The 25,866-nt window shown below is 62.7% G+C and carries 24 protein-coding genes and 2 pseudogenes; 18 read left to right on the forward strand and 8 right to left on the reverse strand.

Annotation, left to right across the window (positions count from 1 at the left end; all coding sequences use genetic code 11):
- Positions 1–20 precede the first annotated feature (20 nt).
- From DYST_RS03045 to DYST_RS03070, 6 genes are all read left to right on the forward strand, one after another.
- The gene (locus DYST_RS03045) at positions 21–1,730 is read left to right on the forward strand and encodes a ShlB/FhaC/HecB family hemolysin secretion/activation protein (protein WP_239949950.1); all 1,710 of its coding nucleotides are present in this window, start codon (positions 21–23) and stop codon (positions 1,728–1,730) included.
- Between the two features lie 282 nt (positions 1,731–2,012).
- A complete protein-coding gene (locus DYST_RS03050) occupies positions 2,013–2,597 on the forward strand; it encodes a lipocalin-like domain-containing protein (protein WP_239949951.1) in 585 nt (194 codons plus the stop codon).
- 46 nt (positions 2,598–2,643) lie between these two features.
- Complete coding sequence (locus DYST_RS03055) at positions 2,644–3,426, forward strand: class I SAM-dependent methyltransferase (protein ID WP_239949953.1); 783 nt, start codon at positions 2,644–2,646, stop codon at positions 3,424–3,426.
- A gap of 256 nt (positions 3,427–3,682) precedes the next feature.
- Positions 3,683–4,537, forward strand: a complete 855-nt coding sequence (locus DYST_RS03060) for a LysR family transcriptional regulator (protein ID WP_239949955.1) — start codon at positions 3,683–3,685, stop codon at positions 4,535–4,537.
- Positions 4,538–5,101: 564 nt separating this feature from the next.
- Complete coding sequence (locus DYST_RS03065) at positions 5,102–5,611, forward strand: lipocalin-like domain-containing protein (RefSeq protein ID WP_239949957.1); 510 nt, start codon at positions 5,102–5,104, stop codon at positions 5,609–5,611.
- An 18-nt stretch (positions 5,612–5,629) separates the two neighbouring features.
- Positions 5,630–7,414 (forward strand): DUF885 domain-containing protein, encoded by a 1,785-nt coding sequence (locus DYST_RS03070; protein WP_239949959.1) that lies wholly within the window; start codon positions 5,630–5,632, stop codon positions 7,412–7,414.
- An 82-nt stretch (positions 7,415–7,496) separates the two neighbouring features.
- On the opposite strand, the gene folE2 is transcribed toward DYST_RS03070, so the two are convergent.
- The 8 genes from folE2 to DYST_RS03110 form a co-directional block, all read right to left on the reverse strand.
- On the reverse strand, positions 7,497–8,438 hold the full coding sequence (gene folE2, locus DYST_RS03075; protein ID WP_239949961.1) for a GTP cyclohydrolase FolE2: 942 nt from the start codon (positions 8,436–8,438) through the stop codon (positions 7,497–7,499).
- A gap of 28 nt (positions 8,439–8,466) precedes the next feature.
- On the reverse strand, positions 8,467–9,774 hold the full coding sequence (locus DYST_RS03080) for a S8 family serine peptidase (protein WP_239949963.1): 1,308 nt from the start codon (positions 9,772–9,774) through the stop codon (positions 8,467–8,469).
- On the reverse strand, positions 9,771–10,406 hold the full coding sequence (locus DYST_RS03085) for an anti-sigma factor family protein (protein WP_239949965.1): 636 nt from the start codon (positions 10,404–10,406) through the stop codon (positions 9,771–9,773). The genes DYST_RS03080 and DYST_RS03085 overlap by 4 nt, the downstream gene beginning before the upstream one ends.
- Positions 10,403–10,990 (reverse strand): sigma-70 family RNA polymerase sigma factor, encoded by a 588-nt coding sequence (locus tag DYST_RS03090; RefSeq protein ID WP_102303282.1) that lies wholly within the window; start codon positions 10,988–10,990, stop codon positions 10,403–10,405. The genes DYST_RS03085 and DYST_RS03090 overlap by 4 nt, the downstream gene beginning before the upstream one ends.
- Positions 10,991–11,054: 64 nt before the next feature.
- Positions 11,055–11,843 (reverse strand): TorF family putative porin, encoded by a 789-nt coding sequence (locus tag DYST_RS03095; protein WP_239949967.1) that lies wholly within the window; start codon positions 11,841–11,843, stop codon positions 11,055–11,057.
- A gap of 181 nt (positions 11,844–12,024) precedes the next feature.
- Positions 12,025–12,372, reverse strand: coding sequence for a c-type cytochrome (locus tag DYST_RS03100; RefSeq protein ID WP_239952063.1), 348 nt, complete (start codon positions 12,370–12,372; stop codon positions 12,025–12,027).
- Positions 12,373–12,442: 70 nt separating this feature from the next.
- Positions 12,443–13,771, reverse strand: a complete 1,329-nt coding sequence (locus tag DYST_RS03105) for a cytochrome C (RefSeq protein ID WP_428993953.1) — start codon at positions 13,769–13,771, stop codon at positions 12,443–12,445.
- Positions 13,772–13,818: 47 nt separating this feature from the next.
- Positions 13,819–14,430 (reverse strand): cytochrome b, encoded by a 612-nt coding sequence (locus DYST_RS03110; protein WP_239949968.1) that lies wholly within the window; start codon positions 14,428–14,430, stop codon positions 13,819–13,821.
- Positions 14,431–14,672: 242 nt separating this feature from the next.
- Here DYST_RS03110 and DYST_RS03115 point away from each other — a divergent pair.
- The 12 genes and pseudogenes from DYST_RS03115 to DYST_RS03170 form a co-directional block, all read left to right on the forward strand.
- A pseudogene (locus DYST_RS03115) lies at positions 14,673–15,068 on the forward strand (sugar 3,4-ketoisomerase); the annotation flags it as partial.
- A gap of 21 nt (positions 15,069–15,089) precedes the next feature.
- The gene (locus DYST_RS03120; RefSeq protein WP_239952065.1) at positions 15,090–15,761 is read left to right on the forward strand and encodes an acetyltransferase; all 672 of its coding nucleotides are present in this window, start codon (positions 15,090–15,092) and stop codon (positions 15,759–15,761) included.
- Between the two features lie 6 nt (positions 15,762–15,767).
- Entirely contained in the window at positions 15,768–16,715 is a 948-nt protein-coding gene (locus tag DYST_RS03125; protein WP_239949970.1) for a hypothetical protein, read from the forward strand.
- Positions 16,708–17,640 carry a GNAT family N-acetyltransferase gene (locus DYST_RS03130; protein WP_102303288.1) on the forward strand — a complete coding sequence of 311 codons (933 nt, stop codon included), beginning with the start codon at positions 16,708–16,710 and terminating at the stop codon, positions 17,638–17,640. Before DYST_RS03125 ends, DYST_RS03130 begins: the two co-directional genes overlap by 8 nt.
- Entirely contained in the window at positions 17,640–18,752 is a 1,113-nt protein-coding gene (locus tag DYST_RS03135) for a DegT/DnrJ/EryC1/StrS family aminotransferase (RefSeq protein WP_239949972.1), read from the forward strand. Before DYST_RS03130 ends, DYST_RS03135 begins: the two co-directional genes overlap by 1 nt.
- Entirely contained in the window at positions 18,749–19,999 is a 1,251-nt protein-coding gene (locus DYST_RS03140) for an O-antigen translocase (RefSeq protein WP_239949974.1), read from the forward strand. The genes DYST_RS03135 and DYST_RS03140 overlap by 4 nt, the downstream gene beginning before the upstream one ends.
- Positions 19,996–20,950: pseudogene (locus tag DYST_RS03145) on the forward strand (glycosyltransferase). Before DYST_RS03140 ends, DYST_RS03145 begins: the two are co-directional and overlap by 4 nt.
- Entirely contained in the window at positions 20,947–22,122 is a 1,176-nt protein-coding gene (locus DYST_RS03150; protein WP_239949975.1) for a hypothetical protein, read from the forward strand. The pseudogene DYST_RS03145 and the gene DYST_RS03150 overlap by 4 nt, the downstream one beginning before the upstream one ends.
- Positions 22,123–22,164: 42 nt before the next feature.
- Positions 22,165–23,085 (forward strand): lipopolysaccharide biosynthesis protein, encoded by a 921-nt coding sequence (locus tag DYST_RS03155; RefSeq protein WP_239949977.1) that lies wholly within the window; start codon positions 22,165–22,167, stop codon positions 23,083–23,085.
- Positions 23,082–23,924: a class I SAM-dependent methyltransferase gene (locus tag DYST_RS03160; protein ID WP_239949978.1), complete on the forward strand. Its 843-nt coding sequence runs from the start codon at positions 23,082–23,084 to the stop codon at positions 23,922–23,924. Before DYST_RS03155 ends, DYST_RS03160 begins: the two co-directional genes overlap by 4 nt.
- Before the next feature lie 4 nt (positions 23,925–23,928).
- A complete protein-coding gene (locus DYST_RS03165; protein WP_428993954.1) occupies positions 23,929–25,152 on the forward strand; it encodes an amidohydrolase family protein in 1,224 nt (407 codons plus the stop codon).
- Positions 25,152–25,850 carry a class I SAM-dependent methyltransferase gene (locus DYST_RS03170; protein WP_239949980.1) on the forward strand — a complete coding sequence of 233 codons (699 nt, stop codon included), beginning with the start codon at positions 25,152–25,154 and terminating at the stop codon, positions 25,848–25,850. Before DYST_RS03165 ends, DYST_RS03170 begins: the two co-directional genes overlap by 1 nt.
- Positions 25,851–25,866 lie beyond the last annotated feature (16 nt).

Here is a 25,866-nt window from a genome sequence, read left to right on the forward strand (position 1 = left end):
ACTGTTTTCGAATGGAACTCATGAATACCAAGTCTTATTCCGCACCGCGCCTGGGCGCGCTGGTCACCATGATGTCGTTGGCGCTGTCCGGTGTAGCGAGCGCCCAGCAAGCATTTCCAGGCGCGCCGGTGCAGTTGCCCAACGCCGGGTTGCTGCTGCAGCAAGTGCCGCAGCAACCCGCGACGGTACCGCCATCGGATCTCGATCTGCGGATGCTGCGCTCGGAGCATCGGCCTGCGGGCGACTCGCATGCTTTCCTGGTCAAAGGCATCCAGATCGTGGGCAATAGCCTGCTGTCCACGGACAAGCTGCATGCACTCGTCGCCGATAGCGAAGGCAGGCAACTGACGCTGACGGATCTCGACGGCCTGGCTGATCGCATCAGCACCGCTTATTTGAAGGCGGGATACCCTCTGGTGCGCGTCTACGTGCCGGCCCAGACCCTGAGCGATGGCATAGTGAAGCTCGCGGTAGTCGAAGCTCGGTACGGCAAGATCGTGCTGCAGAACGACAGCGCAGTGAAGCAGGACACTCTCCAGGCGACTCTGGCCCCATTGCAGGCAGGGCAGCCGGTATCCAACTACGCGCTGGAACGTAGCCTGTTGTTGCTCTCGGACATTCCGGGTGCGCAGGCCAGTTCGGCGATCAGGCCGGGCGATGAGGCGGGCACCTCGGACCTTGTCGTCGACGTGACCTCGGCGCCCCGTTACACGGGCACCCTGGGCATGGACGACTTCGGCAACGCCTATACCGGCCGAGCACGCCTTACTGGCAACTTCGACGTGAATGGTCTGCTGCATCGTGGCGATCTGCTGGATGTCAGCGCAGTGAGCTCGGGCGGCGGCATGAACTACGTGCAAGGTGGCTATCGCTATCTGCTCAACGGCCAGGGCACCACCTTGCGCGTGGGTGTGTCGTCACTGCATTACCATCTGGGCGATGATCTTGCGCCGCTCGACGCGTACGGATCTGCGCTGGTCGGCAGCGTGACGTTGACGCAGCCCATCATCCGCAACACCGCGGGCAATCTGTATGGGCAGCTGGAGTTCGACCACAAGCTGCTGAAAGACGATATCGGCGTGGTGATGATCGACAACGATCGTCAGGCCAATGTGTGGGTAGCCACCCTTGCCGGCGATCAGCGCGACGACCATGGCGTGACCAACTTCAACATCAGCGGTTCGCGGGGCAAGATCACCTATACCAACGACCTGGCCGAGCTCATCGACATGCTGACTTCGCGCACCCAGGGCTCGTATACCAAGTACGGCCTGTCGGTGTCCCGCCTGCAGCAGTTGGGCGCCAATGACGCCATCTATGCCGGTTACACGCAGCAGTGGGCCAACAAGAACCTGGATACGTCGGAACAGTTCTTTCTTGGTGGCTCCAATACGGTTCGTGGTTATGACACGGGCGTGCTCGCCGGCTCGCAGGGCAATCTGTTCACCGCAGAGTTCCGGCACGACTTCAGTGTGACCGGCGTGCCGGGGCGGTGGCAGGCGTCACTGTTTGCCGATACTGGCCGCGTCGAGGTCTACAAGAACCCCTTCACCCAGGGCATCAACAGCGGTCGACTCAGCAGTGCGGGTATCGGCCTGCATTGGGCGGGAGCCAATGGCTGGATGGCCATGGCCTCGGTCGCCAAGCCCATCGGTAACACGCCGGAGATTCTGCGCAACGTCGACACGAAGTCCAGGCTGTGGGTTCAGGTGCAGAAGGGATTTGACTGATCCTTTCATCCAAGGTGACGTATTGGGGCGAATAAGAGCGGGGGTTTTTCCAGCGCTCCCGCGCTCACTCCTCACGCATGAGTTATCGTGGATATAGCGCGCTATGTGAGTAAAGGGCAGGGAGGCACTGTGAAGCCTCCGTCGGGCGGCTAGTCGATGTAGCCATCCATGGCCGGTGCAGTCATGTTGTTTCGCAATGACTGAAATACGTGTTCGATGGATTTATCGCCCCGGGATGGCCGGCTACGCTCGGTCATTGCCTTACGTGCCCCGGCGACCGTCATGCATCGATACCCATGGATTTCCGCGCTTTGTTTCCTGGGGCTGACGCTCTCGCACGGCGTTGTGGCCGGCGCGACGGATTTTGAGAAAGCGGTGCAACGCGCGGACACGGCGCCCACTCGCTCCGAGACACCCCTGGCCACACGCGACGGTGTGCCCGCGTGGCTGGTGGGAACGTGGGTCCTGGTGCGCTGTGACAGCGTCTATCCGGATGGCCGGCTCGCGGAACCGTACGGACCCAGCCCGGAAGGGTTGTGGATCATCGATGGCCAGGGGCATTACGTGATGCAGATCGTTCGGGATGAGCACGGACGCGCCGCTGCCAATGACACGTCCACGAGCATGTCCGCCGACTATCGGGCGGCGTCCATGGATGTCAGCTCGAACTACGGCTGGATACGTGCTGATGGCGCACAACTGCACACGCACATCGCACGCGCGTCATCCCCGTATTGGGACGACAGGGATACCGATGCCGCTTATCAGCTTCAGGGCGACCAGCTGACCTACGCCTTGGATAAGCCGTCCGGTGGTACGTCGGCGGATGCGCGCGGCGTCATGGTGTGGCGTCGCCTGAGAAACTGATTCGGTGCAAACACTTCAACCCCACGCTTCCGGAGCGATACGATCCATGAACAAGTTCTTGTTGTTCGGTTCCCTGTTGTTTGTCGCCACCACGCTGGCTCACGCCGACGCACCCACGCTGCCGGCGTATGTGTCCGCGGCGGTTGCCGATCATGCAAGGCCTGATGTCGATACAGCGCGGGATGGTGATCGCAAACCGGCTGAATTGGTCGCCTTGGCGGGGATCAAGCCCGGTGACAAAGTGGCTGACCTGCTTCCTGGTGGCGGCTATTTCACGCGCATCTTCAGCAAGGTCGTTGGGCCGAAAGGGCATGTGTACGCCGTCATTCCGGCCAGCGTTGCCCAAGGCGCTGCAAAGAAGCTCGACAGTATCAAGGCGCTGGCTGCCGATCCGGCGTACAGCAATGTCACGCTTGCCATCCGACCCTATGATCAGATTGGCGGCGACGAACCGCTGGACGTGGTCTGGACATCGCAGAATTACCATGACGTCTACGGCGCCGTCAGCGTTTTCGCCGTGCCCGGCACAACCGGCGCTCAGGAGGCGGCCATCATGGACGTTGCCGCTTTCAAGGCGTTGAAGCCCGGTGGCATCTACCTGGTGACGGACCATGTGGCCAAAGCGGGCTCAGGCGAGCCTGAAGCCAAGAGTCTGCACCGCATCGACCCGGCAGTCGTCATCGCCCAGGCAAGTGCGGCAGGTTTCGTGCTGGAGGCACGCAGCGACATCCTCGGCAATCCCATGGACAGCCACGAACAGATCATATTCGCGCCGGAGATCAAGGGTCATACGGACCAATTCGTGTTGAAGTTCCGCAAGCCCCGTTGAGTTGGTTGCCACTCCAACACGTCCAAGGTTGCTGAGTGGAAGTCGCACGCGGCACGATTGCGGCCCGTGCGTGCATGAGGTGGCGCGTTTTTCGTTGCGGCACGCGCCGCCCGTCGTCATGCCTTTGACCTTCAAGGCATGACGGCAAGGTGCGGCACGTATATTCTGGGCGAAGGCTTAGGCGACTAGCACCGTCTGGCGCATACGAAGCCAGCTGAGTGCCATCCTGGGCCATCCGCCACGCAACGGGTTCATCATGAAAAAGCTCGATCTCGACGCCGTCAAGGCGTTCGTACTGACCGCTGAATTGCAGAGCTTTACGCGGGCCGCGCAAGCACTGGACAGTACGCAATCGGCTGTCAGCATCAAGCTACGGCGCCTGGAAGAACAATTGGGACGGCGCCTGTTGGAGCGAACGCCACGACAGGTGCGTCTTTCTTCCGAGGGCGCTGCCTTTCTTGAGGCGGCCCGTGACCTGGTTTGTGCGCATGATCGGGCGGTTGCCTCGTTCGATGTGGAAAAGCGCCGCATGGTCATTGGTATCAGCCACCAATTGGTGGGCAGCGAGTTGCCCGCGCTGCTGCGACACATGAATGATCATGACCCACACTTGGTAATCGAGCTTCGCGTGGCCGGTTCTCGCGAGATCAGCCAGGCCTACGAGGCGGGCGCGCTGGACGCGGCGCTGGTGCTGCAGGCGCGCGAACAGCGACGCAATGGCGAAGCGCTGTTTACCGAATCGTTCGCCTGGATCGCCGCTGCAGACTGGCAGCCCCGTGCCGGCCAGCCGCTGCCGCTGTCCACACAGGGTGAGTCATGCAGTATTCGCGCGGGCGCCGTGCACGCGCTCGACCAGGCCGGCATTGCCTGGACGGAAGTGTTCGTGGGCAAGGGCGCTTCGGTGGTGGGCGCCGCCGCCGCGGCAGGGCTGGCCGTGGCAGTGCTGGCACGACGGAGTGCACCCAGCGGCACGATCGACATTGGCCCGACACTGTCGCTGCCGAACTTGCCCACGCAGGAAGCCGTGCTCTATACGGCGCTACATGACCGGCGTTCACGCAACGCGCTGCATACCCTTAGTGTGGCTTTCAAAGGCCTGACTCAGGCGTGATGCTGGTGATCGGGTTCAGCGCGGGCCGTTGTCGATGCGCCAGGAGCTTTTCGTCGCGCATCGCGCAAAGCATCGATCAACCGCGTAAACAGGAGCAGGGATGCGTGAGCGGCAACCAGTGGCGAGGGTTCGGCCCACCACGGTGACATCTGGGGCGGTGCTTTGTTTGCTGGCGAGTCCTCTTGCTTCATGCGCGCGGCTCTCTTTTCAGAATGGATGGCGTGGCCTATAGCTGGCCGCCGTCGGCGCTCCCGCGCCTGGTTCCGCAAACCCCATCAGTACGCCGAGGAAGGTAAGTCGCCGCAGGATGGCGAAACAGGCCGTGTACGATATTTCAGTCATCGCGGCGTGATATGTGAATGCATCACGGCTCGATCCGCACGCTGCGCGCCGTGCTGGTGTAGCGGTATTGATAAAGCGCATGGCAGAAATATTCCGCATCGCCTGTCAACCGGAAAAGAGGCTCCCTGAGGATGCGGACCATCTAACAACGGGGTATGTCACATGCGCGTCTTGTCCGGACTTTTGCTATCAACCCTGCTTGCAAGCTCCTCGGCGTTCGCCATGGAAAGCATGATGACCTCGCCCCTTGCCGGCACATGGACCCTGAAGTCGGCATACGACCTGCACAAGGACGGCAGCAAGACGTTCGGCTTTGGATCCAAGCCCACGGGAATCCTGATCGTCGGTGCGCAGGGTGAATACTCCCTGCAGGTATTTCGCAGCAACGAACCGACCTTCGCTGTGGATGAACACGGTGCGCGCAAGGAGTTCAAGCCTGCCGAGCTGGCCAGCACACACTACGGCCACGTGAAGCTGGATACCCAGGCGCACACGGTCACGTTTCAGATTGACCAGTCCTATATCCAGCGATGGAACAGTACCGCGCAGGTGCGCCCGTACACGTTGACCGGTGACGAGCTGAGCTATCAGGTGCCGCCTCAGCCCGGTAGCGACAGCGTGGCCGTATCGGTATGGCAGCGTGTCGGCAACCCTCATGTGTCAGTATCGAAGGGTTCGATGGAGCAGGGCTTGGCCATGCGCCATTCCGGTACCGACGTGGGGACGCCTTGAGTGGGGATTGGAATGGGTATGAAACGTTGGCGGGTGATGGCGGGGCTGCTGGGTTGCGCCATTGGCATGTCGGCGCTGGGCAGTGATGTATCGCAACGCGTAAAGGCATTCGACGCGCTGCTGGCCGAGCAATGGCAGCATCAACTGGAAGCCAGTCCCGAGTCTGCGACGACGTTGGGTGACCTGCGTTACAACGATCGCTGGAGCGATGCCTCACTGGCGCATGTGCAGAGCGAGCGCACCATTAGCCTGGATTTCCTGAAACGCTTCGAGGCGGTGGACACCCAGGGCTTTTCGGACGAGGAGAAGCTCAACCAGCAGCTCATGGTGCGGCAGCTGAAGCAGGATCTGCGCGCCATCGACCTGAAGCTGTACGAGATGCCCTTGGACTACCACCACGGCATACAGCTGCAGCTGCCTGGCTTGATCAGCTCCATTCCGTTCGACAACACCAAGGAATATGAGGACTACCTGGCTCGTCTGAAGGCGATTCCGCGGGTGCTGCAACAGACCACGGAAGTTGCCCGCCAGGGTATGCATGACGGCATGATGCCGCCGCGGTTCCTGCTGGAAAAGGTGGCCGTCCAGATTGACGGCATCGCCAAGCCGACAGGTGCCGATAATGCGTTTGCTTCGCCCTTGAAACATTTCCCGGCCAGCGTGTCGCCTGCAGATCAGGCACGCCTGCGGGCGGCGATTACCGCTGCCATCGACAACGACGTGCGTCCTGCGTATCGCAAACTCGGTCAGTTTGTGTCCACGGAATACGCGCCTCACGGGCGAAGCGAGCCCGGTATATGGCAGCTGCCAAGAGGGGACGAGATCTACCGTTTCGCCGTGGAGCAGATGACCACCACCGAGCAAACGCCCGCGCATATCCATGCACTGGGACTGGCGGAGGTGACGCGCATCGAGGCGCAGATGACAGTAATCGCCAAGGCGCAGGGCTATTCCGACCTGGCGAGCTTTCGCGCAGCGCTAAAAGACGATCCGAACGTGCATGCGCGATCGCGCGAGGACATTCTCGATCGCTATCGCGGCTTCATTGCACAAATGCAGCCACAATTGCCCAAGTTGTTTGGACTGCTGCCCAAGACACCGCTGGAAGTGGTGCCGGTGGAAGCCTATCGCGAGAAGGGTTTCCAGATTGCCTCGTACCAGCAGGGCACGCCGGACGGCTCGCGTCCGGGGCAGCTCTACGTCAATACCGGTGACTATGCCAGTCGCACGACGGTGGACATGGAATCGGTGGCGTATCACGAAGGTATTCCCGGCCATCACCTGCAACTTTCCATCGCGCAGACGCTGCCCGGCTTGCCGCCGTTCCGCCAACAGGCGGACTACACCGCCTATATCGAAGGCTGGGCGCTCTACGCCGAGCAGTTGGGCAAAGACATCGGTTTCTACAAGGACCCGCTGTCGGACTACGGCCGCCTCACAGGAGAGCTGTGGCGCGCCGATCGCCTCGTGCTGGATACGGGGGTGCACTACAAGCATTGGACGCGACAGCAGATGGTGGATTACTTTCGCGCCCACTCCAGCGTGGCCGAAGCGGATATTCAGACCGAAACTGATCGCTACATAACCTGGCCAGGTCAGGCATTGGCGTACAAGGTTGGCCAGCTGAAGATGTTGGAGCTGCGTGAGCGCGCAAAGAAGGCGCTCGGCAGTCGTTTCGATATCCGCGCCTTCCACGACGAGATCCTCGGGGGCGGGGCGTTGCCACTGGACGTGCTGGACGCGCGCATCAATGCCTGGATCGATACCGTCAACAGCGGCACGGCTTCCGTTTCCCGATCATGATGTCATCGTGGAAATTGAAAGTCGCTGTCGCTGGTTGGTGCTGGCTATACGGCACACACTCGCGTTGAGAGGCCTTGGCAGGCTATTGGCGTTGCGGTAGTGAAACTTCCTGCTCTTTTCTCGCGTACGCAACTGCGTTGTGCGCATGAAGACTTTCCTGGTGCACGATGCGTACGTGAAAGTCCGCAATGCTGCAGTCCGTGTCTAGCGCCCGCTGGATTCGTCGCGCCGCATCCTCGCAGAACATCAGGTTGCCGCCATTGGCCAGCGCGAAGGCTTGCTCGTCCTGACGTTTGACGATCGTCTGCACAGGCGTGCCAAGCGAGGCCTCGACACGATCGACGAGCGCAGCGACATCCCATGCTGTGCCCTGAGCTAGCCGGGTCCAGACGTGGGCGATGCTGCGCTGTGCATGCGGTGTGGCGGGTACGCCCTGTTCGCTGCCCAGCCACGCAGACGCCACGTTGCAGGGCACTAGGGGTTGCGAAGAGAAACGCTGCTCGAAGTGCTGCTGAATCACTTGCCGTGCCAGCGCTGCAGACGCGGGGCAGGTTGAGGAGTAGGCGATCTCGGTGGCTACTGTGATGTCCAGGCCACGTTCGTCCAGTGTGCCTTCGATGGTGACGGGATAGACGCGCCACCCGTGGAGATCGCTCCGCAGTGCCTTGCGGCGTAGTGCCTGATCAAAATGCAGGCGAATACGAGCGCGGTCGGCAAGTTCCTCGTGCGATTGCAGGAAGGCGCGCAACAGCTGCTCCAGCGTGCGGGCATCGAGCGGTGTATCGCCAAGGTGTTGGTCGATAAGACGGTACAGACGCGACATGTGGATGCCGCGCTGATCGCTCCGGACAAGATTGACAAAGGCGTCGACACGGCCGATGACCTGCTGTGTGGAATCAGGGCCGGTAGCGATGCGCATGGGCATGAGGATGTCCTCCATGCCCACCCACGCCAGTGGCCCGCTGGATACGGGTTCGGCATGGACGTCGGGCATGAGGGAGAGCGGTTCGGGGATCTGCTTCACGTTGGCCCTGATGGCATGGGGTTATGCATCAGTGATGCGGAGCGGCGCGGCTTTGGCCAAGCGCACTGACCGCCGCTGCGGCATCGACCTGTTGTGCGCCACCCACCATCCTGCTGCTGTGCAAAAGCAGATCGTGGACGTCGTGGGCATCCAGGTTCGGGGAAAGCGAGAGCAATAACGCAACGATGCCGCTCACGTGTGCAGCAGCCATGGACGAGCCGGATGTGAAGTCGTATCCCCCGCCTGGCTGGGTCGTCAGGATGTCGTTGCCTGGCGCGCTGAGCACGCCGGCTGGCGCGCTAGAGGCGTTGCTGACGCGTACCACGAGCACGCCGGGTGCGCTGTCGGGGAACCCTGCATGGCTTCCATCGGGTGGCATGGCGGCAACGATAATGCGTTGTTGCCCCAGCAACTGCTTCAGCAGTCTGTCCAGCAAGGGGTCGGATGGACCGCCCAGGCTGAGGTTGATGATGCGTGCATCGGTGTCGAGGATCGCAGCCAGGGCCTTGGCGAGCGTAAACGAGTTGCAGTGCGCGCCGTCGGGGCTGTTGGCGGGATACCAGCAGGCCTTGTAGACACTGATGATGGAGTGAGGAGCGATGCCGACGATGCCGACGTGGTTGTCGCCGACGGCACCGATAATGCCGGCAACCTCAGTGCCATGCGGATCGCGATTGAAGGCTGGGGCATTGTCATCGACTTCGTTGCTGGTGTCGTGAATGCGCCCCTGCAGGTCCGGGTGCGAGGTATCAACGCCCGTGTCGACAATGGCGATATGCACGCGATCGCCCTGGCTGACGTTGTGCGCCAAGGCGGCATCCGTTTCGACAAAGCCGCGTTGCAGATTGGCGTAGGGGTCGTTGTATTCGTGCGCGTTGTTCTGCGCCTGCGAATACACGCTGTAATCCTGCAGTGGTTGCGCCAGTGCGACGCGGTCGTCCTTGGCCAGCACGGCGAGCAGCTCGTCGCGGGTCATGCCGGGCGGCGGCTCGAGCACGATGCAGTACAGGTTCAACGCCTTGATGGGCCAGCCGACAACTTCGTGCCAGCCGTAGTGCTGCCGCATGGCCTGCAGCTCCGAGATGGCGCGCTGCCCGGCACCGTAGTTTGCGGTAGGGACATAGCCGAGCATGGTGGAGCCCGCGTGCGTGGGTGGCGGGTCCTGGGGATTGGCGACGGCGAGCACGATGTCGCGCTCGCTGTTCATCGCAGTGATGGCATGGCTATTGGCAGTGGTTTGATCGACTGCTGCGCCCGTCGGCTGATCCGGGCGCAAAGGCGCACAGGCCCCCAGCAGGCTGGCGGCGAACAGGAGCAGCAGTGCAGCGTACTTCATGGGCTGGCGGCGACGGGCTCGGCGAGGCGGATACCGTGCGTGGTGCGTAATTGCTGAAGGGCTACCTCTACCGTGGACGTATGCGTAGGCATCACGGTGTAGGCGCCGACGTCATTGGGGCCATTGATCACCTCGAGCTGCAGTGAGTGCAGCAACGTATTCCAGTCGGCGAGCTTCATGTTCGTATCGGGAACCACGCGAATCGCGCCCGGCGCGACCGGTTGAGCAGGGCTGCTCAATGTGCGGTAAGGCGAGTGTCCGCTGTCAGACGACCAGAGTTCCACGCCGAGGATGCCTATACCCACCGCCTGTACCAGCACGGCGGCCACCAGTGCGCGGGTGAGCCAGGTGCCAACGCGCGCCCGAGGCGTCGCTTCATTGGCTTCACTCGCGTCGATGCGGCCCATCAGACGCTTGAGGCCGGCCTCGGGATCAAGCTGGGTGCCGGTGGGCAGGGCCAGCGCAAGGCGCAGCCGACTCTGTTGAGCGAACTCCTCGCGGCAGGCTTCGCAGCGCGCAAGGTGGTCGGTGAGCCAGGCGCTTTGCTCCTGAGGGGCACTGTCCTGCAAAACCCAGGGCATGGCGTCCCACGCCCGGGCACAGTCCTGGTCAGTATCTTTCGTCGACTTCATGGCACGCGGTTCTCTTTGGGCGTGATCGGGTCGCCAGCCAGTGCCGGCAAGATATTGCGCAACTTCACCCTGGCGTGGAACAGCCGCGCCTTCACGGTGCCAACCGGGCACTGCATGATGGTCGCGACGTCGTCCAGCGTGTGGCCCACGCCATAAACCAGTTCCACCACCACGCGTTGATCAGCCGACAGGCGCTCCATGGCCTTGCCCAGCCAGTCACGCAGTTCGCGGTCCTCGCCAGGGTCGAAGGCCGGGGTGCGATCTTCGGGCAGGCCTTCATCGTCCACTGGTTCATCGCCGCGCTGGCGTAGCGCTTTCAGGCCACAGCGATAGGTGATGCCGATGATCCAGGTCGATACCCGAGAGTCACCGTTGAAGGCGCCGGCCTTCTGCCACACGATCCAGAAGCAGTCGTTGATGACCTCTTCGATGACGTCGTTCCGGCGGGTAAGGCGAGTCAGGAACCTGCATAACCGACCGTGATAGGCGCGGTACAGCGTAGCCAGTGCCGCGCGGTCTCCCGCCGCCGTGCGCTGGAGCAGCAGGCGATCTGTCTCGTCGGCATCGATATCGGCATCTTTCATGGCTGAGGCGAAGGCAGGGTGTTACCCGGTAGGTGCCCGAAAAGACCGAAATGGTTGCACTGAACTAAAACGACCACGTGATCGTCGCGACCCAGGGCGAGGCGGCTAGGTTGTCCTGGCGCAGGGTCGCGTCGACGAGGACACGGTCCACTTCCACGCGCCACGGCCCCTGGCCCCAGATAAGCCCGAGGTGTCCGTACCCATAGGAGTTTACGCGGTCGCCGTTGCGATAGCGGTGAGCGCCGTATTCATCGTTGTAGACGCGGTAGTAAGGCACCTGGGCCTGGGCATAGCCGGCACCCGCGGAAACGGAGAAATGGAAGGGCAGTGGCCAGTGGAAATCCACGTCGGCGGCGCCGCGCAACCGGTGGTCGTCGCCGCCTGTGGGGGCCAGGGCGGTGACCCCCAGGGTGAGTACGTCGCGATAGATCCAGTTGGCGCTGCCTTCGGCGCGGTTGAAGGCGCCATTGCCCCGGCCCGGGTAATCGTAATAGGCAAGGCCGGCGATGAACTGCCAGTCCGGCGCGATCTGCCAGGCGCGGGAAGCCTGGGCGAACGCTTCAGCGAGCGGCGTCGCGTTGCGCACTTCCGTGCTGGCGGCGACGCCGAATGACCAGCCCGACGGGAGTGCCCAGGACGCCGCCCCCTGCAGAACCGCAGTGTCAGGGGTGACCGCCAGGCCACGGTCCACGAGCTGTGAGCTCAGTGCGACTGTGCCGCTGACATTTCCCGACTGCGCGTGCGCCGCCCATGGCATGCAGGCGCATGCGAGCAAGGTCGACAGCACGATGGCGAGCTGATGTCGCCGGTGTGTGTCGGCACGGGCAGGTGGCTGGTCGGTGCCTTGTTTCATCGGCGCCTCGATAGGGAGGCATCCACGCGAAGCGGCGTGGAAAACGCCGCGGGCGGACATGGCCGGTTACTGCTGGCAGGAGCCTCGCCGTGCAACATCGGTCCCAGGATTGATCCGCGTCGGTGCCGCCCTAGGTTAGTGGGCGGAAAGAGCCGTGTATACGTGGACGCCCCTCCGCGCATCAGTGGTTCGACTGCAGATAGGCGATCAGGTCATCGAGTTGCCCGGCATCGTCGAGCCCCGAGTACTTCATCTTGGTTCCGGGGTTGGCTTTCTTGGCCGGCTGCGACAGGTACCAGTGCAGCTTGTCCTCGGTCCATGCCCAGTCGGCGTTCTTCAGCGCATCCGAATAGCTGTAATCGGCGATGCTGCCCGCGTGGCGGCCCACGATGCCGAACAGGCTGGGGCCCTTCTTGTTGTGCCCTTGCTTCGTGGTGTGGCACTCGGCGCATTCCTGCTTGAATACGCTCGCTCCGGCGCTGGCGTCGCCAGCCAGTGCGGGCAGGGCGCCTGCGCCGTAGAACAGCATCATCGTCATCAAGGCGCTGCGCGCCATTCTCCCCAGCTTGGGTATCGTCACGTCCAGGCTCCAGCAGGTGTCAGAACGCAACGCTTGCGCTCAAGGTAAAAGCATCGAGGTCTTTGGCTTGGGTCATGGGCACGCCGGGTGGCGCACCGAAGATGTTGTCGCTCACGCCGTTGAAGCGCGTGAAGCGGAACCAGGTGGCGGCAATCTTCAGGTTCGCTTTCGATGTGAACGAGTCATCCTTGCCAAACGGTGTCCAGTACAGACTGATCAGGTTGGCGGTGCTGTCCGGTGTGCCAAACGGCGGATAGCGCGCGGGATCCTCCGTGCCAGTGCTTGCCAGGTGGGCCACCTGTAGGGCATAGCTCTGCAAGAAGGTATAGGTCACGCTGAGTGTGCGGTCGTGTGCATCCCCGTGCGATTTGGCCGCTAGCCCGTTGATGGTCGGCGTGCTGCCATAGTTCCGTTGTTCCAGGATGTTCACAAAGCTCGCCTGCACAATGTGATCGCGATTGCCAAGGAACTGGTACGTCAGGTCGTAGCCGAGGTCGGTGATGTCGTCGCTCTGCGCATTGCGCGGTAGTTGACGCTTCGTCGTGAGTGCCACGACGCCGGCGGAAAAGAACTGCCGCTTCATATCTTTCATATACGCAAAGCGGAAGTAACCCGTGTCGCTGAGCCGGCCGGGATCACCGGAGGTGTTGTAGCCCAGGTGGTCTTGCGTCGAGGTTGGCATCGCGTTGTAGGTGCCGATCTCGCCGTACCAGTTGTCGTCGTACAGCGCATACACGCCGCCACCGATCACGCGGTTGTTGAGCGAGTTGGGGCTGGACAAGTTGAGCAGCGTGCCGGATATCGCCGGCGGCCCGAGCGTCGATGCGTTGGGCAGGGCGCCGATAGGGTCGTCGAACCCGGGACTGTTGTTGATACTTACGCCGACGATGGTGTCTTTGCCCGCGATCTTCAGATCTTTGGCGACGAAGCGCAGGTCCAGGTTGCTGAGCTTGGTGCTGAATTGATCCTTGCCGTTATTGTCCGTTTCCACCTTGACGAAGCCGCCGAGGTGATCGCTGATGCGGCCCGCCAGATAGATATCCGCTTCCGTGAGCTGTGTGGTGTTGTCGCCACGCTCCGGTATGGTGCGTGTGCCGATGAGCTGTGCAGCCACCGGGATCTTGGTGCCCTGTCCATCCGTGTCGGTGTATCCGTTGAGTTTGAAGCGCATGCCATAAGGCGTCAGTGCGGGGCCATACGCACCTGCGTGGCAATCCGCGCAGGCGGACCCCGTCTGGCGTGCGTAGGCGGGCACCGCATGCGCGCTGTTGCCGGCCAGCATGGATAGCACGACAACGACGGCATAAGCGGCGCACAAGCGCCAATGGCGGATTAGGGCAGGCGGCATGAGATCTCCTGGTCTCGACGGGGCTTGCGCGGGGAAGTGGGCGTTGTTCATGAGCGCCGCCGCCCGGGCAGCATCAGGCGAAGTGTGCGATCGCGCAGCATGAAGTGGTGCCAGAGCGCAGCGGCCACATGCAGCGTGATCAGTGCGAGCAATAGCCAGGCGACGCCCTGGTGCCAATCGGTAAGGCTGTCGGCAAGATCCTCGTCACTGGCGACGATGGCGGGCAGCGTGAGGCCGAAGAAGTGCACCGGTTTGCCCTGCGCATTGCTGAGCACCCAGCCAAGCAAGGGCTGAATCAACAGCAGCACATACAGAGCCAAATGGGTCGAGCCAGCGGCGAAGCGGATCAACAGTGACGTGTCGCCCTCGGCCGGCCATTTGCCCAGCCGAAAACGAAGCGCCGCGCGCACAACGAACGGCAGCAGCACCAGTAGCCCAAAGTGACGATGGCCTTCCAGTAGCCACATGCGCAACGCGCGGCCGTCTACTTCGTCGCGTACCACGATGAGGGCGGCTGCTATGGCGAGGAACAGCGCCGTCAGCCAGTGCAAGGCCACCAGCGCGCGCGGTCGTGCCGGCGGATCATCGGCATGGGCGTCACCGGATGCATGCGCCTGGTTGTCGTCTGTCGTCGACGGAGTCTTGTTCTGCCATTCCATGTACGAACCTCTGTGCCTCGCCTCGATGGTTCGCGCGGTCCATGCGTCCATCCGTCCCGGTGAAACGGAAAGGATGGCCGCAAGGGGCGAGCCTGCGTTGTGGCGTGAGTGCCCGGTCCGAACGGAAAGGTTGTGCCGGTGTGCCGCCACCGCGGAAGAGGTGCCACGCAACCTTGTGCGTGGAGGATGGCACTCAGTCCCTGAGAGTCCCCGATGACGACTCCACACGCCGGGCCGGGAGCATGGAAATCGAACGCGTTCAATTGCAGAAGCATGGTGATCACGGCGGCATGCTCATTGCCCTCGAACAGGACATCAATGTGCCTTTCGTGATCCGCCGCGTGTACTACATTTTTTCGACACAGCACGATGTGCATCGTGGCAAGCACGCCCACCGGCAATTGCATCAGTTGGCCGTGGCCGTGCGCGGGTCGGTGACCATGCTGCTCGATGATGGTACGGGGCCGGTCGAGGTGGTGCTCAACGATCCATCCCAGGGTTTACTGCTCGGCTGCATGGTATGGCGGGAACTGTACGACTTCAGCGACGACTGCGTGCTGATGGTGCTGGCGGACCATCTCTATGATCCAGCCGACTACATCACCGATTACGACGTCTTCTTGAGCGAGGTGAAAGACCTTGCTTATCCGAACGGGCGGGTGGCATGCCAAAGCGTCTCAGTCCTGATCGGTGCGGGCGAACTGGCGCAGATCGCCTGTGAGTATTTCGAGCACGACAGCGACTATGAGGTTGCGGCCTTCAGCGTGGAGAGTCCGTACCTGACTGAGCCGGAGTTGGCGGGGCGGCCGGTGGTCCCGTACGAAGTGCTGGACTCGCTCTATCCTCCGGCTGAGTTTGAGGCTTTCGTGGCGGTGCCGGCGAGCCAACTCAACCGCCTGCGCGCGCGCCTCTATTTGGACGCAAAAAGCCGCGGCTATCGCTTCGCGACCTACGTGAGCTCGCACGCCTTCGTATGGCGCAACGTCGAGGTGGGCGAGAACAGCTTCATCTTCGAGAACAACGTGATTCAGCCGTTTGTGCGCATCGGCAACAACTGCATCCTGTGGAGTGGTAACTATATCGGGCATCGCACGGTGATTCGCGACCATGTCTTCGTGGCATCGCACGCGGTTATCTCGGGCTACTGCGATGTCGGCGAAAGCAGTTTCATTGGCGTCAACACCACGTTCAACGACCACGTGAAGGTGGCGGCGGACAACGTGATCGGCTCCGGCGCGCTGGTTCATCGGGATACGGAACCGGGGAAGGTCTACGTCGGGTCGCCGGCCAAGGCGGTGCCTGGTCGGTCCAGTTTTGACGTGAAGCTCTGATTGCCCATGACCATCTGGCGCAAGCAGGGGTTGGTCTTCGACACCGCGCGGCAGGGCGTGGGCGGGTGGATGCGTCACTCGGCGCTCACCCCGACGCCATGGCCTATCGACGAGTCTACGATCCGCGTTTACGCGGGTTTTCGTGACGACGATGGCGTGAGTCGCATCGGCTACGTCGATGTGCTTGCGAAAGAACCATCCATCATTCTTCGCGTCAGCAAGCAACCTGTGCTTGATGTGGGTCGCGCTGGTTGCTTTGACGACAACGGCATGATCCTGGGCGATGTGATTGATGCGCCCGGCGGCCTCCACCTGTTCTATGTGGGCTTCCAGCAAGTGGCCCGCGCGAAGTTCCTGGCCTTCACCGGGCTCGCCATCTCCAGCGATGGCGGCGAGCATTTCGAGCGAGTGCAGGAAACCCCCATCCTCGATCGCGCCCCCGGCCGAAGCACCATCGGGGCCGTACACACTGCGATGTTCGATGGGATGCAATGGCGCCTCTGGTATGCGGTGGGCGACGACTGGGAGTGGATCGGCGGACGCCCCTTTCCGCGCTATCACATCCGCTGTGTCACAACGCGCGATCTCACGGATATTCCTCGCGACGATCACGTCTGCCTGCTGCCGCGGGACAGCGAGTACCGCATCGGACGTCCGCGTGTGTATCAGGTAGGTGATCGTTACGCGATGCTTTTTACGCGCGGCAACATCACCGGCGAGTACTTGCCCGGGATGGCCTTCAGCGATGACGGGCGCGACTGGGCGCGCCGCGACGAGGCGCTCGGCATCGGGCTTTCCGACAGCGGCTGGGATTCACGGACGCTTTGCTATCCGGCGCTGATTCCTCGTGGCGATGACGTCCTGATGTTCTACAACGGCAATGACATGGGCCAGGACGGCTTTGGCGTGGCGGTAGCGCGCCAGTCCCTTTTTGGTGAGGCCATCCATGCTTAAGGTGCGCCCCTACCAGCCGTCGGACGCCGATGCCTGGGATGCCGTCGTGGCGCGGTCGCGGAACGGCAACTTCCTGCACCGACGTGGCTATATGGATTATCACGCAGACCGCTTTGCCGATTGCTCGTTACTGGTGGAGCGGGGGCAGGAGATCGTCGCAGTCTTTCCGGCCAATCTCCGCGCCAACGTGGTCAGCAGCCATGGAGGACTCACCTATGCGGGCGTTATCGCAACGCATGAGTTGCGTGCCGAGTCCACCCTGCACACCTTCGAGCTGATCGGCGAGTACTACCGGCGCAACGGCGTGGAACGTGTGGTCTACAAACCGGTGCCGCATGTCTTTCATGCATACCCGACCGAAGAGGATCTCTACGCCCTGCAGCGCGTGGGCGCACGCTTGAGTCGACGTGATATCTCTTCAGTGATCTCGCTGCGTCATGCCGCAGGGTTCTCCGACATGCGTCGAAGAGCCATTCGGCGGGCCGAAAGCGCGAGCGTGGAAATAGGACAGGGCACGGACCTGCTGGCCTATCATGGCTTGCTCAATGAGGTGCTGCGTCGACACGAAGCCGTGCCAACGCACAGTGCCGCCGAACTTGCCCTGCTTCAATCCCGGTTTCCGGGGCAGATCGTGCTGCATGAGGCGCGCCAGGCCGGCAAGTTGCTGGCTGGGGTGTTGGTCTACGACTTCGGGCGCACCGTGCACGCCCAGTACATCGCCGCGTCGGAGGATGGCCGGCGCGTCGACGCACTCAGTCTGCTGCTTGGTTCGTTAGTAGGCAGCGTGTACGCCGATCGCAGCTACTTTAGTTTGGGCATCTCTACCGAGCGGAACGGCACCGTGCTCAACAGTGGTCTGGTCGCGCAGAAGGAGTCCTTCGGTGCGCGCGGCGTCGTGCACGACTTTTACGAGTGGGTGCTGTGATGGATGTGCCGTTCCTTTCACTGCGCGACGTTAACGCCCCTTACATCGACGAGCTCAAGGCTGCGGCGGCGAGGGTAATCGATTCCGGCTGGTACGTGATGGGTGACGAACTGGCGGCATTCGAGCGCGAGTTTGCCGCCTACTGCGGTACTGCGCATGCCGTCGGTGTGGGCAATGGGCTGGATGCGCTCTCGCTGATCCTGCGTGGCTACAAGGAGATGGGTCGGTTGCGCGATGGTGACGAGGTCATCGTTCCGGCGAACACTTTCATCGCCTCGTTCCTTGCCATCACCGCCAATCAGTTGGTGCCGGTTCCCGTCGAGCCGGATCCTGCGACCTACAACATTGATCCGGTGCGAGTCGAGGCTGCGCTGGGTGTGCGGACACGCGCGATCATGCCGGTGCATCTCTACGGCCAGCTGGCGGACATGGGCGCGTTGGCGGATATCGCCCGTCGGCGCGGACTGCTGCTGATCGAGGATGCAGCCCAGGCGCATGGCGCAAGCAGCGAAGGCCGCCGCGCCGGTGCCTTTGGCGATGCCGCAGGGTTCAGTTTCTTTCCAGCCAAGAATCTCGGCGCGTTGGGGGATGGCGGCGCCGTGGTCACCGCTGATGACGAGCTCGCCAAGCGCGTGGCGGCTCTGCGGAATTACGGCTCGGAAGTGAAGTACCACCATGTGTACCAAGGCGTCAATTCGCGACTGGACGAAATGCAGGCGGCCCTGTTGCGGGTCAAGCTTCGCCACCTCGACAACGAGGTCGCGCGTCGCCGGTGGGTGGCGCAACGTTATCGGGAAGCCATACGTCATCCGCACATCGAGCTGCCGCAGGTGCAGGCGGAGGACGCGCACGCTTGGCATTTGTTCGTGGTTCGCTCCGGCCGGCGCGACGCGCTGAAAGCGCATCTGGCGGCCCATGGCGTACAGAGCCAGGTGCACTATCCGGTGCCGGCGCATCGCCAGCCGGCTTACCCGTCGCTGCATGGCATGAAGCTTCCGCTGACCGAGCGATTGCATCGCGAAGTGTTGAGCTTGCCGATCAGTCCGGTCATGAGCAATGAGGCTATCGTGCGCGTCATCGATGCGTGCAACGCCTTTGAGTACGCGCCATGAACATGGCGCGCGCAAGCATCTACGCCTCGGTGGCCACGGCGGCCAAGCTGCTCGCTGGGCTGGTGATCATCAAGCTGGTGGCCTGGATGGCGGGGCCCGAGGGCGTGGGCCGCCTCGGCCAATTCATGAGCCTGATGTCGGTGCTGGCGGTGTTGGCCGGCGGCGGCATTAGTGCAGGTGTGGTGAAGTACGTCGCCGAGTATCGCGACGATCCGCAGAAGTTGTCCCGCTTGCTGGCCGCCGCACTGTGGTATGCACTTTGCGCGTCATGCCTGATCGGTGCCGGCGGGCTGTTGCTCAGCCGGGAGATTGCCGGCTGGCTGCTGGGTGACGTCCGTTATCAAAGCCTTATTGCCGTGCTGGCCGCCGTGCAACTGGGTATTGCCCTGGTGAACTACATCCTCGCCGTCATCAACGGCTTCATGGATGTGAAGCGGCTTGCCTGCATCCAGGTGTTGGGGTCGCTGCTCAGTATTGCGCTGGCGTTGTGCCTGTCGCGCTGGTTGCATCTGTACGGTGCGTTGCTGGCGCTGGTGGTCGGCCAGTTGTTGGTGCTCGCCGTGGGTCTTCCCGCATGGTGGCGAAGCCCGTACTTCAATCGGCGCATGTTACGCATGCGCTTCGATCGCGAGATGACGTTGCGGCTGGCCGCATTCTCGGTAATGACGTTGACCTCGGCATTGCTACCGCCGCTGGTGAATATCGCTGTGCGAGACCATCTGGCCGCCCACTTCGGCTGGGAGCATGTGGGCTATTGGCAGGCGGTGGGTAAGGTGTCTGATGCCTACCTGTTGTTCCTGACCACGGCGATCAACGTGTACTACCTGCCCAAGCTGGCATCGACGCATGCGCGCGAATCGCTGGTGGCGGAACTCCGCCTTGCCTATCGCTACGTCATGCCGGCCGTGGTGCTGCTTGCTGCGGCGGTCTACCTGTGTCGGGGCTGGGTGACGTCACTTCTATTCAGTGACGGCTTTGCGGCGGCCAATGCGCTTTACGCGCCGCAATTGATTGGGGACGTCGTGAAGATCGCTTCCTTCGTGCTGTCGTACGTGATGCTGGCGAAGGCCATGACGGGATGGTTCGTGGCTTCCGAGATCGTCTTTGCCATCAGCTATGTCGCGCTGGTGTTTCTGTTCACAGGGCGTTTCGGGTTGGTGGGCGCGATGTACGCATTCGCTGTGAATTATGTGCTTTACCTGGTTTTCAACGTCATCGTCGTGCGTCGCTACCTGGGGGAACTATGACGAGGGACGGAGATGTGCCCGAAGTCGTGCGATGCCAGCCGCTGGTTTCCGTGCTGGTGCCTGCGTACAACCACGAAGACTTCGTGGAGCGTTGCCTGGACAGTGTGCTGGAGGAACCGTATCCGGCGAAGGAAGTCGTCATCATCGATGACGGATCGACGGATGCCACGGGTCAACGCATTGCCGCCTGGATCGCCCGGCACGGTGATGAGGTACCCGTCGAGTATGTGCGGAGGGAGAACAAGGGCATTGCGGCCACGCTCAACGAGCTAGCGGCGCGTGCGCGCGGAGACTTCCTGCGTCTCAGGCGCCAGTGACGACTACCTCTTGCCGGGCGGCATCGAGGCCCAGGTGGGCTATCTGCTGGCGCATCCTGGCAAGTGGGCGGTGATTGGTGATTCGCTGGTGGTGGATCGACATGGCCGGCACCTGCACGACAGCGGCATGCGTGACCTGCACCACGCGGACATGAGGCTCTACCAGACAGGCGATGGCATCCGTCGTGCGGTGATCACGCAATGGGCCGTCGGTGGCCCGGTGACACTGGTGCGTCGCCGCGCGTTGGAGCGGGTGGCGGGTTGGAACGAAGGGCTACGATTCGACGACTGGGATTTCTTCCTGCGCCTCTCCGCGCACGATGCCATTGGCTTTATCGACCGACCTGTGTGCGCCTATCGCATTCACGACACCAACGTGAGTCGCACGCGCGACACCCGCGCGCGTATCCACAATCTCATCGAAGCCCGTGACGTGGCGATTCGGCGGATGGGTATGTTCGATGAGCCGTATCGCACGCTGCTGCTCGCCCAGTCCCACCATATCGGCGCCAAGATCGCCTTTTTGCAGCGACGCCTGTCAGCCGTCGCCGCGCACATGGCCGCGTACGCATGGCTGACGCAGGTGTCTCGAATGAAGAGTGGGCCACCCCATCGACTGGCGGCACGCACATGAAGCAGCTCCTTCGCTTGCCTGCGTTCTACCTGAGTGCGCCGCTGCTGGTGGCCTGCGGCTTGACGTTGCTCACCTATGACCTGCCATCCGACTACATGGAAGGCCTGCTGCTGCTTGCGGCGGCGGCCATGGCGATTCTGGCTCTGGACACCTTCGTTGGCATTCGCTTGCCGCGTAGCGAGGCATTCCTTGCGCGCGACTACACGGGAACGCGCGACGCCTTCGTGGCCTTGGTCTTCGCCGCCGTGATTGTGTTGTTTTGCCTGTTGGACCTGCTGCTGTTCCCGGTGCCCTTGTTTGCGTCTCCAACCTCCTACGCGAACATGGAAGGTGGCCGTGACCATATCCGGCACGTGTCGGACATGTGTTGGGTACTGCCGCCGATCGGCCTGTTGTGCGCACGCCAGCGATGGCTGCGTGCCGCGCTCGTGCTGGCGGGCCTTGTCTTTCCGGTGCTGGTGATTGACCGAAACCGGATCTTTGCGGCGTTGTTCTCCGTGGCGCTCGTCGTGCTGCTGCGGCGTCACGAGGCAAAGGCCTTGCCGTGGAAACGGGTGCTGCTGTTGGCCGTGGGTGGCACGACAGTGTTCTCGGTGCTCGGCATCCTGCGCTCGGGCACGCTGGATTACGTGACACTCCCTTTCAGCGACATGTATCGGGGCGCGCCACAAGGCGTGAAGTGGCTACTCCTGTATGCCAGCGCCGGGCCGTACAACTTCGCCTCCATCCTGGCCAAGCAGTACAACGACACCCATTTCCTGATCAATCAGTTGGTGCCGATGGCCGGATCGATCGCCACGGCGGACACCGGCATTCCGCTGGATGCGGCCAACATCAACGTGGGCACGGAGTTTTTCCCCTTCCTTATGGCGCTGGGGCCGGGCGGCGCCATCGCCTCCATGGTCGGCCTGTATCTGATGCTGCTGTGGAGCGTGCGACGCGTGCAGCCGACGGTGCCGCTGTTCGGTCTGCTCATCTTCCTGCGTGTGTCCTACACGGCCGTGATGGCGCCGTTCGCACCGCAGGCGTTCACCTGGACCAGCTTCGGCTTCATTGCGTTATGCCTGTTGCTGCAACTGGTCTCCTCGCTGCTACCTGATCGCCGTACTCAGGGGCCGCCTGTCGAACACGGTATGCCCGCCGGCCACGGCGCATCCCCCTCCACCCATTGACGAGTCAGGATCATGCAACGAGATGAAGTTTACGTAGGAGACATGTCGCGGATCCTGATCCGCGAGTGGCCATGGTTTGTCGCAGGACTACTGGTGGTGATCGCGGCGGTCTTTGCCTTTGCTCAGTCGGCACGGCCGCAGTGGGAGGCCACAGGCTACCTCCAGATCGGTCAGGTCGCGGGTGTTCTGCAGGGACAGGATCCGAAGGTCGAACCGCTGGCACGGGTACTTGAACGCCTGAAGTTTGTGCCGTTCCAGAATCAGGTGATGGCGCGCATGGGCATCGGCGAAGGCGCACCGGAGGCGAGGCTGTATCGCAAGAGCCTGAAGCTTGAGCCGCTGCCGTATGCCGGCCCGCTGGTGAAGTTCACCGTGAGGGGCTGGTCACCCCAGCAGGCCAGTCAATTTGCCGAGGCTACCGTGGCGCAGCTGCAAACGCTGCATCAGCAGTTGCAGGCCGGGCCGCTGGCGTTGACTCAGGCGCGACTGGGTGAGGTGCAGGCCGATCTCGACATCGCCCAGAACCAGCGCAGGCAGTTGATTCTGGCTGCTACGCCGGATGATGCGCGCGATAAGAACGCGCAGACCGCCGGAGTCGCCTCCATGCTGTTGGCCACCACGAACACGGAGATTCACACCTTGCAGCAGACCCGGGGTGAACTCGCGGTACGACTCAGCCCGAACTATACGTACGACACCTCGTTGATGTGGCCCGTCTATGTACCCCGTGGGCCGGCGTTTCCGAATCTCCCGTTGCTATGGGGCGTCGGCGTGTTGTTCGGTTTGGCGCTGGGCGCGTTTGCCGCGATCGCGCGGCACGCTGTTCGACGTGCACATGCAGTCACCGTCACGTTCAACCAAACAACCGACACAAGGCACCTACCGACACATGGCGGTCGTGGCGCAGCAGCAGGGCGCGACGCCGCAACATCCAATCCGCATGCAGGTGTGAGAAATCCATGATGGGGCAGGCAAGCCGACGTCCGCCGGAGGCATCCTTGAACGATGCGCAGTTACTCGACACGCAGCGGGCTTTCGACAGTGTTGCCGAGGATTACGACGGTCCGCGTGGCAACAACGAGTTGATCCAGCGTATGCGTACCACGCTGTGGGACACCGTCTGCCGGGAGGTGTCGCCAGGATCGCAATTACTGGACATTGGCTGCGGCACTGGCCTGGATGCCATCGAGTTCGCGCGGCGCGGCCATCAGGTGATCGCCACGGATTGGTCGCCGGCCATGATTGGACGAACGCGCTCGCGCGCCGCCGTGGCTGGATTGGAATCCCATGTGGTCGCCATGCATTTGGGCGTGCAGCAGCTGGATCAGTTGCATGAAGAGTTCGACGGTATCTATTCCAACTTCGGGCCGCTCAATTGCGCGCCGGACCTGCGTGGGGTGGCGGAAGAATGCGCGCGCCTGCTGAAACCGGGCGGCAAGCTGGTGTTCTCTGTGATCGGTCGTATCTGCCCTTGGGAACTGGGGCACTACGCGCTACGCGGACGCTTCCGTCGCGCCAGCGTGCGTGGCACGCGAGGGCCGGCGGCAGTGGGGATGAACAAACACACCATATGGACGTACTACTACCTGCCGCGCGAGTTCTACCGCGCATTTGCTCCCTTGTTCTCGCTGGAAAGCTACCGCGCATTGAGCCTGTTCATGCCGCCGCCCTATTTGGTGGATTACTACCGCAAGCGGCGGCCTTGGTATGAGCGGCTCGGTCGCCTCGATGATCGCATGGGGGCGCTGCCCTTGCTGCGTGACATGGGCGACCACTTCCTGATTGTCATGCGCAGGCGGTGACGTGATGGCTGCGCCATCTGCACGCATCCACGCCAGCCTGTGCGGCGCGGCCTGTGTGCTGCCCGAAGGGCTGTCGCGTGCACCATTGCTGATGCGCGGTGGCTACATCGCCGACTCCGTGCCGGCGTGGGCCTGCCGGGTCGATCTGCGCGACCACCTGATCTTCCCCGGGCTGATCAACGCACACGATCACCTGCATGTGAATGCCGTGCCGCCGCTCGCTACGACCGATGTGTTCGCCAACAGCTACGCCTGGATCAACGCGTTCCAGGCGCACTTCGCCGATCCTGCCGTCGAGGCCGCGCTACAGGTGCCCAAGGCAGTGCGCCTGCGTCATGGTGGTTTGAAGAATCTGCTGGCTGGGACCACATGCGTTGCCCACCATGATCCCTGGCACGAGGTGCTCGATGCCAGCGATTTTCCCGTGGCATTGTTGCGCGATTACGGCTGGAGTTATGCACTGGGCTGGCGTGCCTACGGTCCGCCGGTGCAGCAGAGCTTTACGCGGACATCGATGGATCGGCCCTGGCTTATCCATTTGGCCGAAGGGATCGATGCGACGGCGCAGGCCGAGTTGGCACAGCTGGATGAACTCGGTTGCCTCGCGTCACGCAGCGTGCTGATTCACGGCGTGGGGATGCGAGAGCGGGACATCGATCGAATCATCGCCGTTGGAGCTGGTGTGGTGTGGTGCCCGAGCAGCAACCAGCGGTTACTGGGCCGCACGCTGGATCCCCGGCGTTTGGCCGGCACAGGACAGTTGGCCTTGGGTACGGACTCGCGCCTGAGCGGATCGCGTGACCTGTTGGAGGAGCTGCGCGAAGTCGCCGCCTGCGGTGCGCTCGCGCCGAGGCAATGGCTGGGACTGGTGACGACCGACGCGGCGCGGATGTTGCGCATGCCATCGCGCGGCGCGTTACACGTGGGTGCGCATGCCGACCTCGTCGTGGTCGAGGATCGCGGTGGCGATCCGGTGCAGAGTCTGGCCGGTATCGGCCGGGCGCAACTGCGCGCGGTGGTGCGTGATGGCCTGCCGCGCATCGCCGATCCGGATCTCGCGAACTGGTTCGACGCGGCTGGCGTGGAAACGGTTCCTGTCGTGCTGGATGGCTGCCCCAAGCTGCTCGCCAAATCGTTGGCGGATCCAGACGTGATCGCACTGGAGCCCGGTCTTGAGCTGCTGCCCGCGTACAGCGGCGCGGCGCTTTCCCTTGAGGCATGTCACTGATGTTGCACACACCGATTCTCGATCCCGCTGAAGCCTATGCGCTGTGGGCGCCCAGCTATCCGCCACACGCGCACAATCCTGTGATGCAGGCGGAAGAGCGGGCCATGCTCGCTCTGCTGCCGCAGGACCTGAGCGGCCGCAACGTATTGGACGCCGGCTGTGGTACGGGGCGCTATATGCGCTACGCCTTGCAACGCGGCGCTGCTCGACTGCTAGGGGTGGATCTATCGCGCGACATGTTGCTGCGCGCCGACACCGAGTTGCACAACGAACGCAGGCGCGTGCCTGTGGAGCTTATGCAGGGCGGCCTGGATGCGTTGCCCGTGGCCGACGCCTGGGCTGATCTCACCGTCTGTGGATTGGCCGTCGGGCATGCCGAGCAGCTCGAGCCGGTACTGGCGGAGCTCAGTCGTGTCACACAACCCGGCGGCATGGTGTTGTGCAGCGACGTGCATCCCATCGGTCACGCACTGGGTTGGTTGCGCGACTTCAAGGCCGAAGGTCGTCGTTATGCCGTGCGCCATACCGCGCATCTCTACAGCCACTGGCATGCCGCGTGCGCGGCGTTGGATCTGGAGATCGGCTGCGTGCTGGAGCCCATGATCGATCCCGCGGATATCCCGGCCGGGGCGCACTTTGATCCCGCGGCACTGCATGTGCCGGTGGCTCTTGTTTTCCAGTTGTGGCGAAGGCCATGAGTTTGCCTATTCACGT

The organism is Dyella terrae (assembly GCF_022394535.1).
In the GTDB taxonomy this organism is placed as follows: Bacteria; Pseudomonadota; Gammaproteobacteria; order Xanthomonadales; family Rhodanobacteraceae; genus Dyella.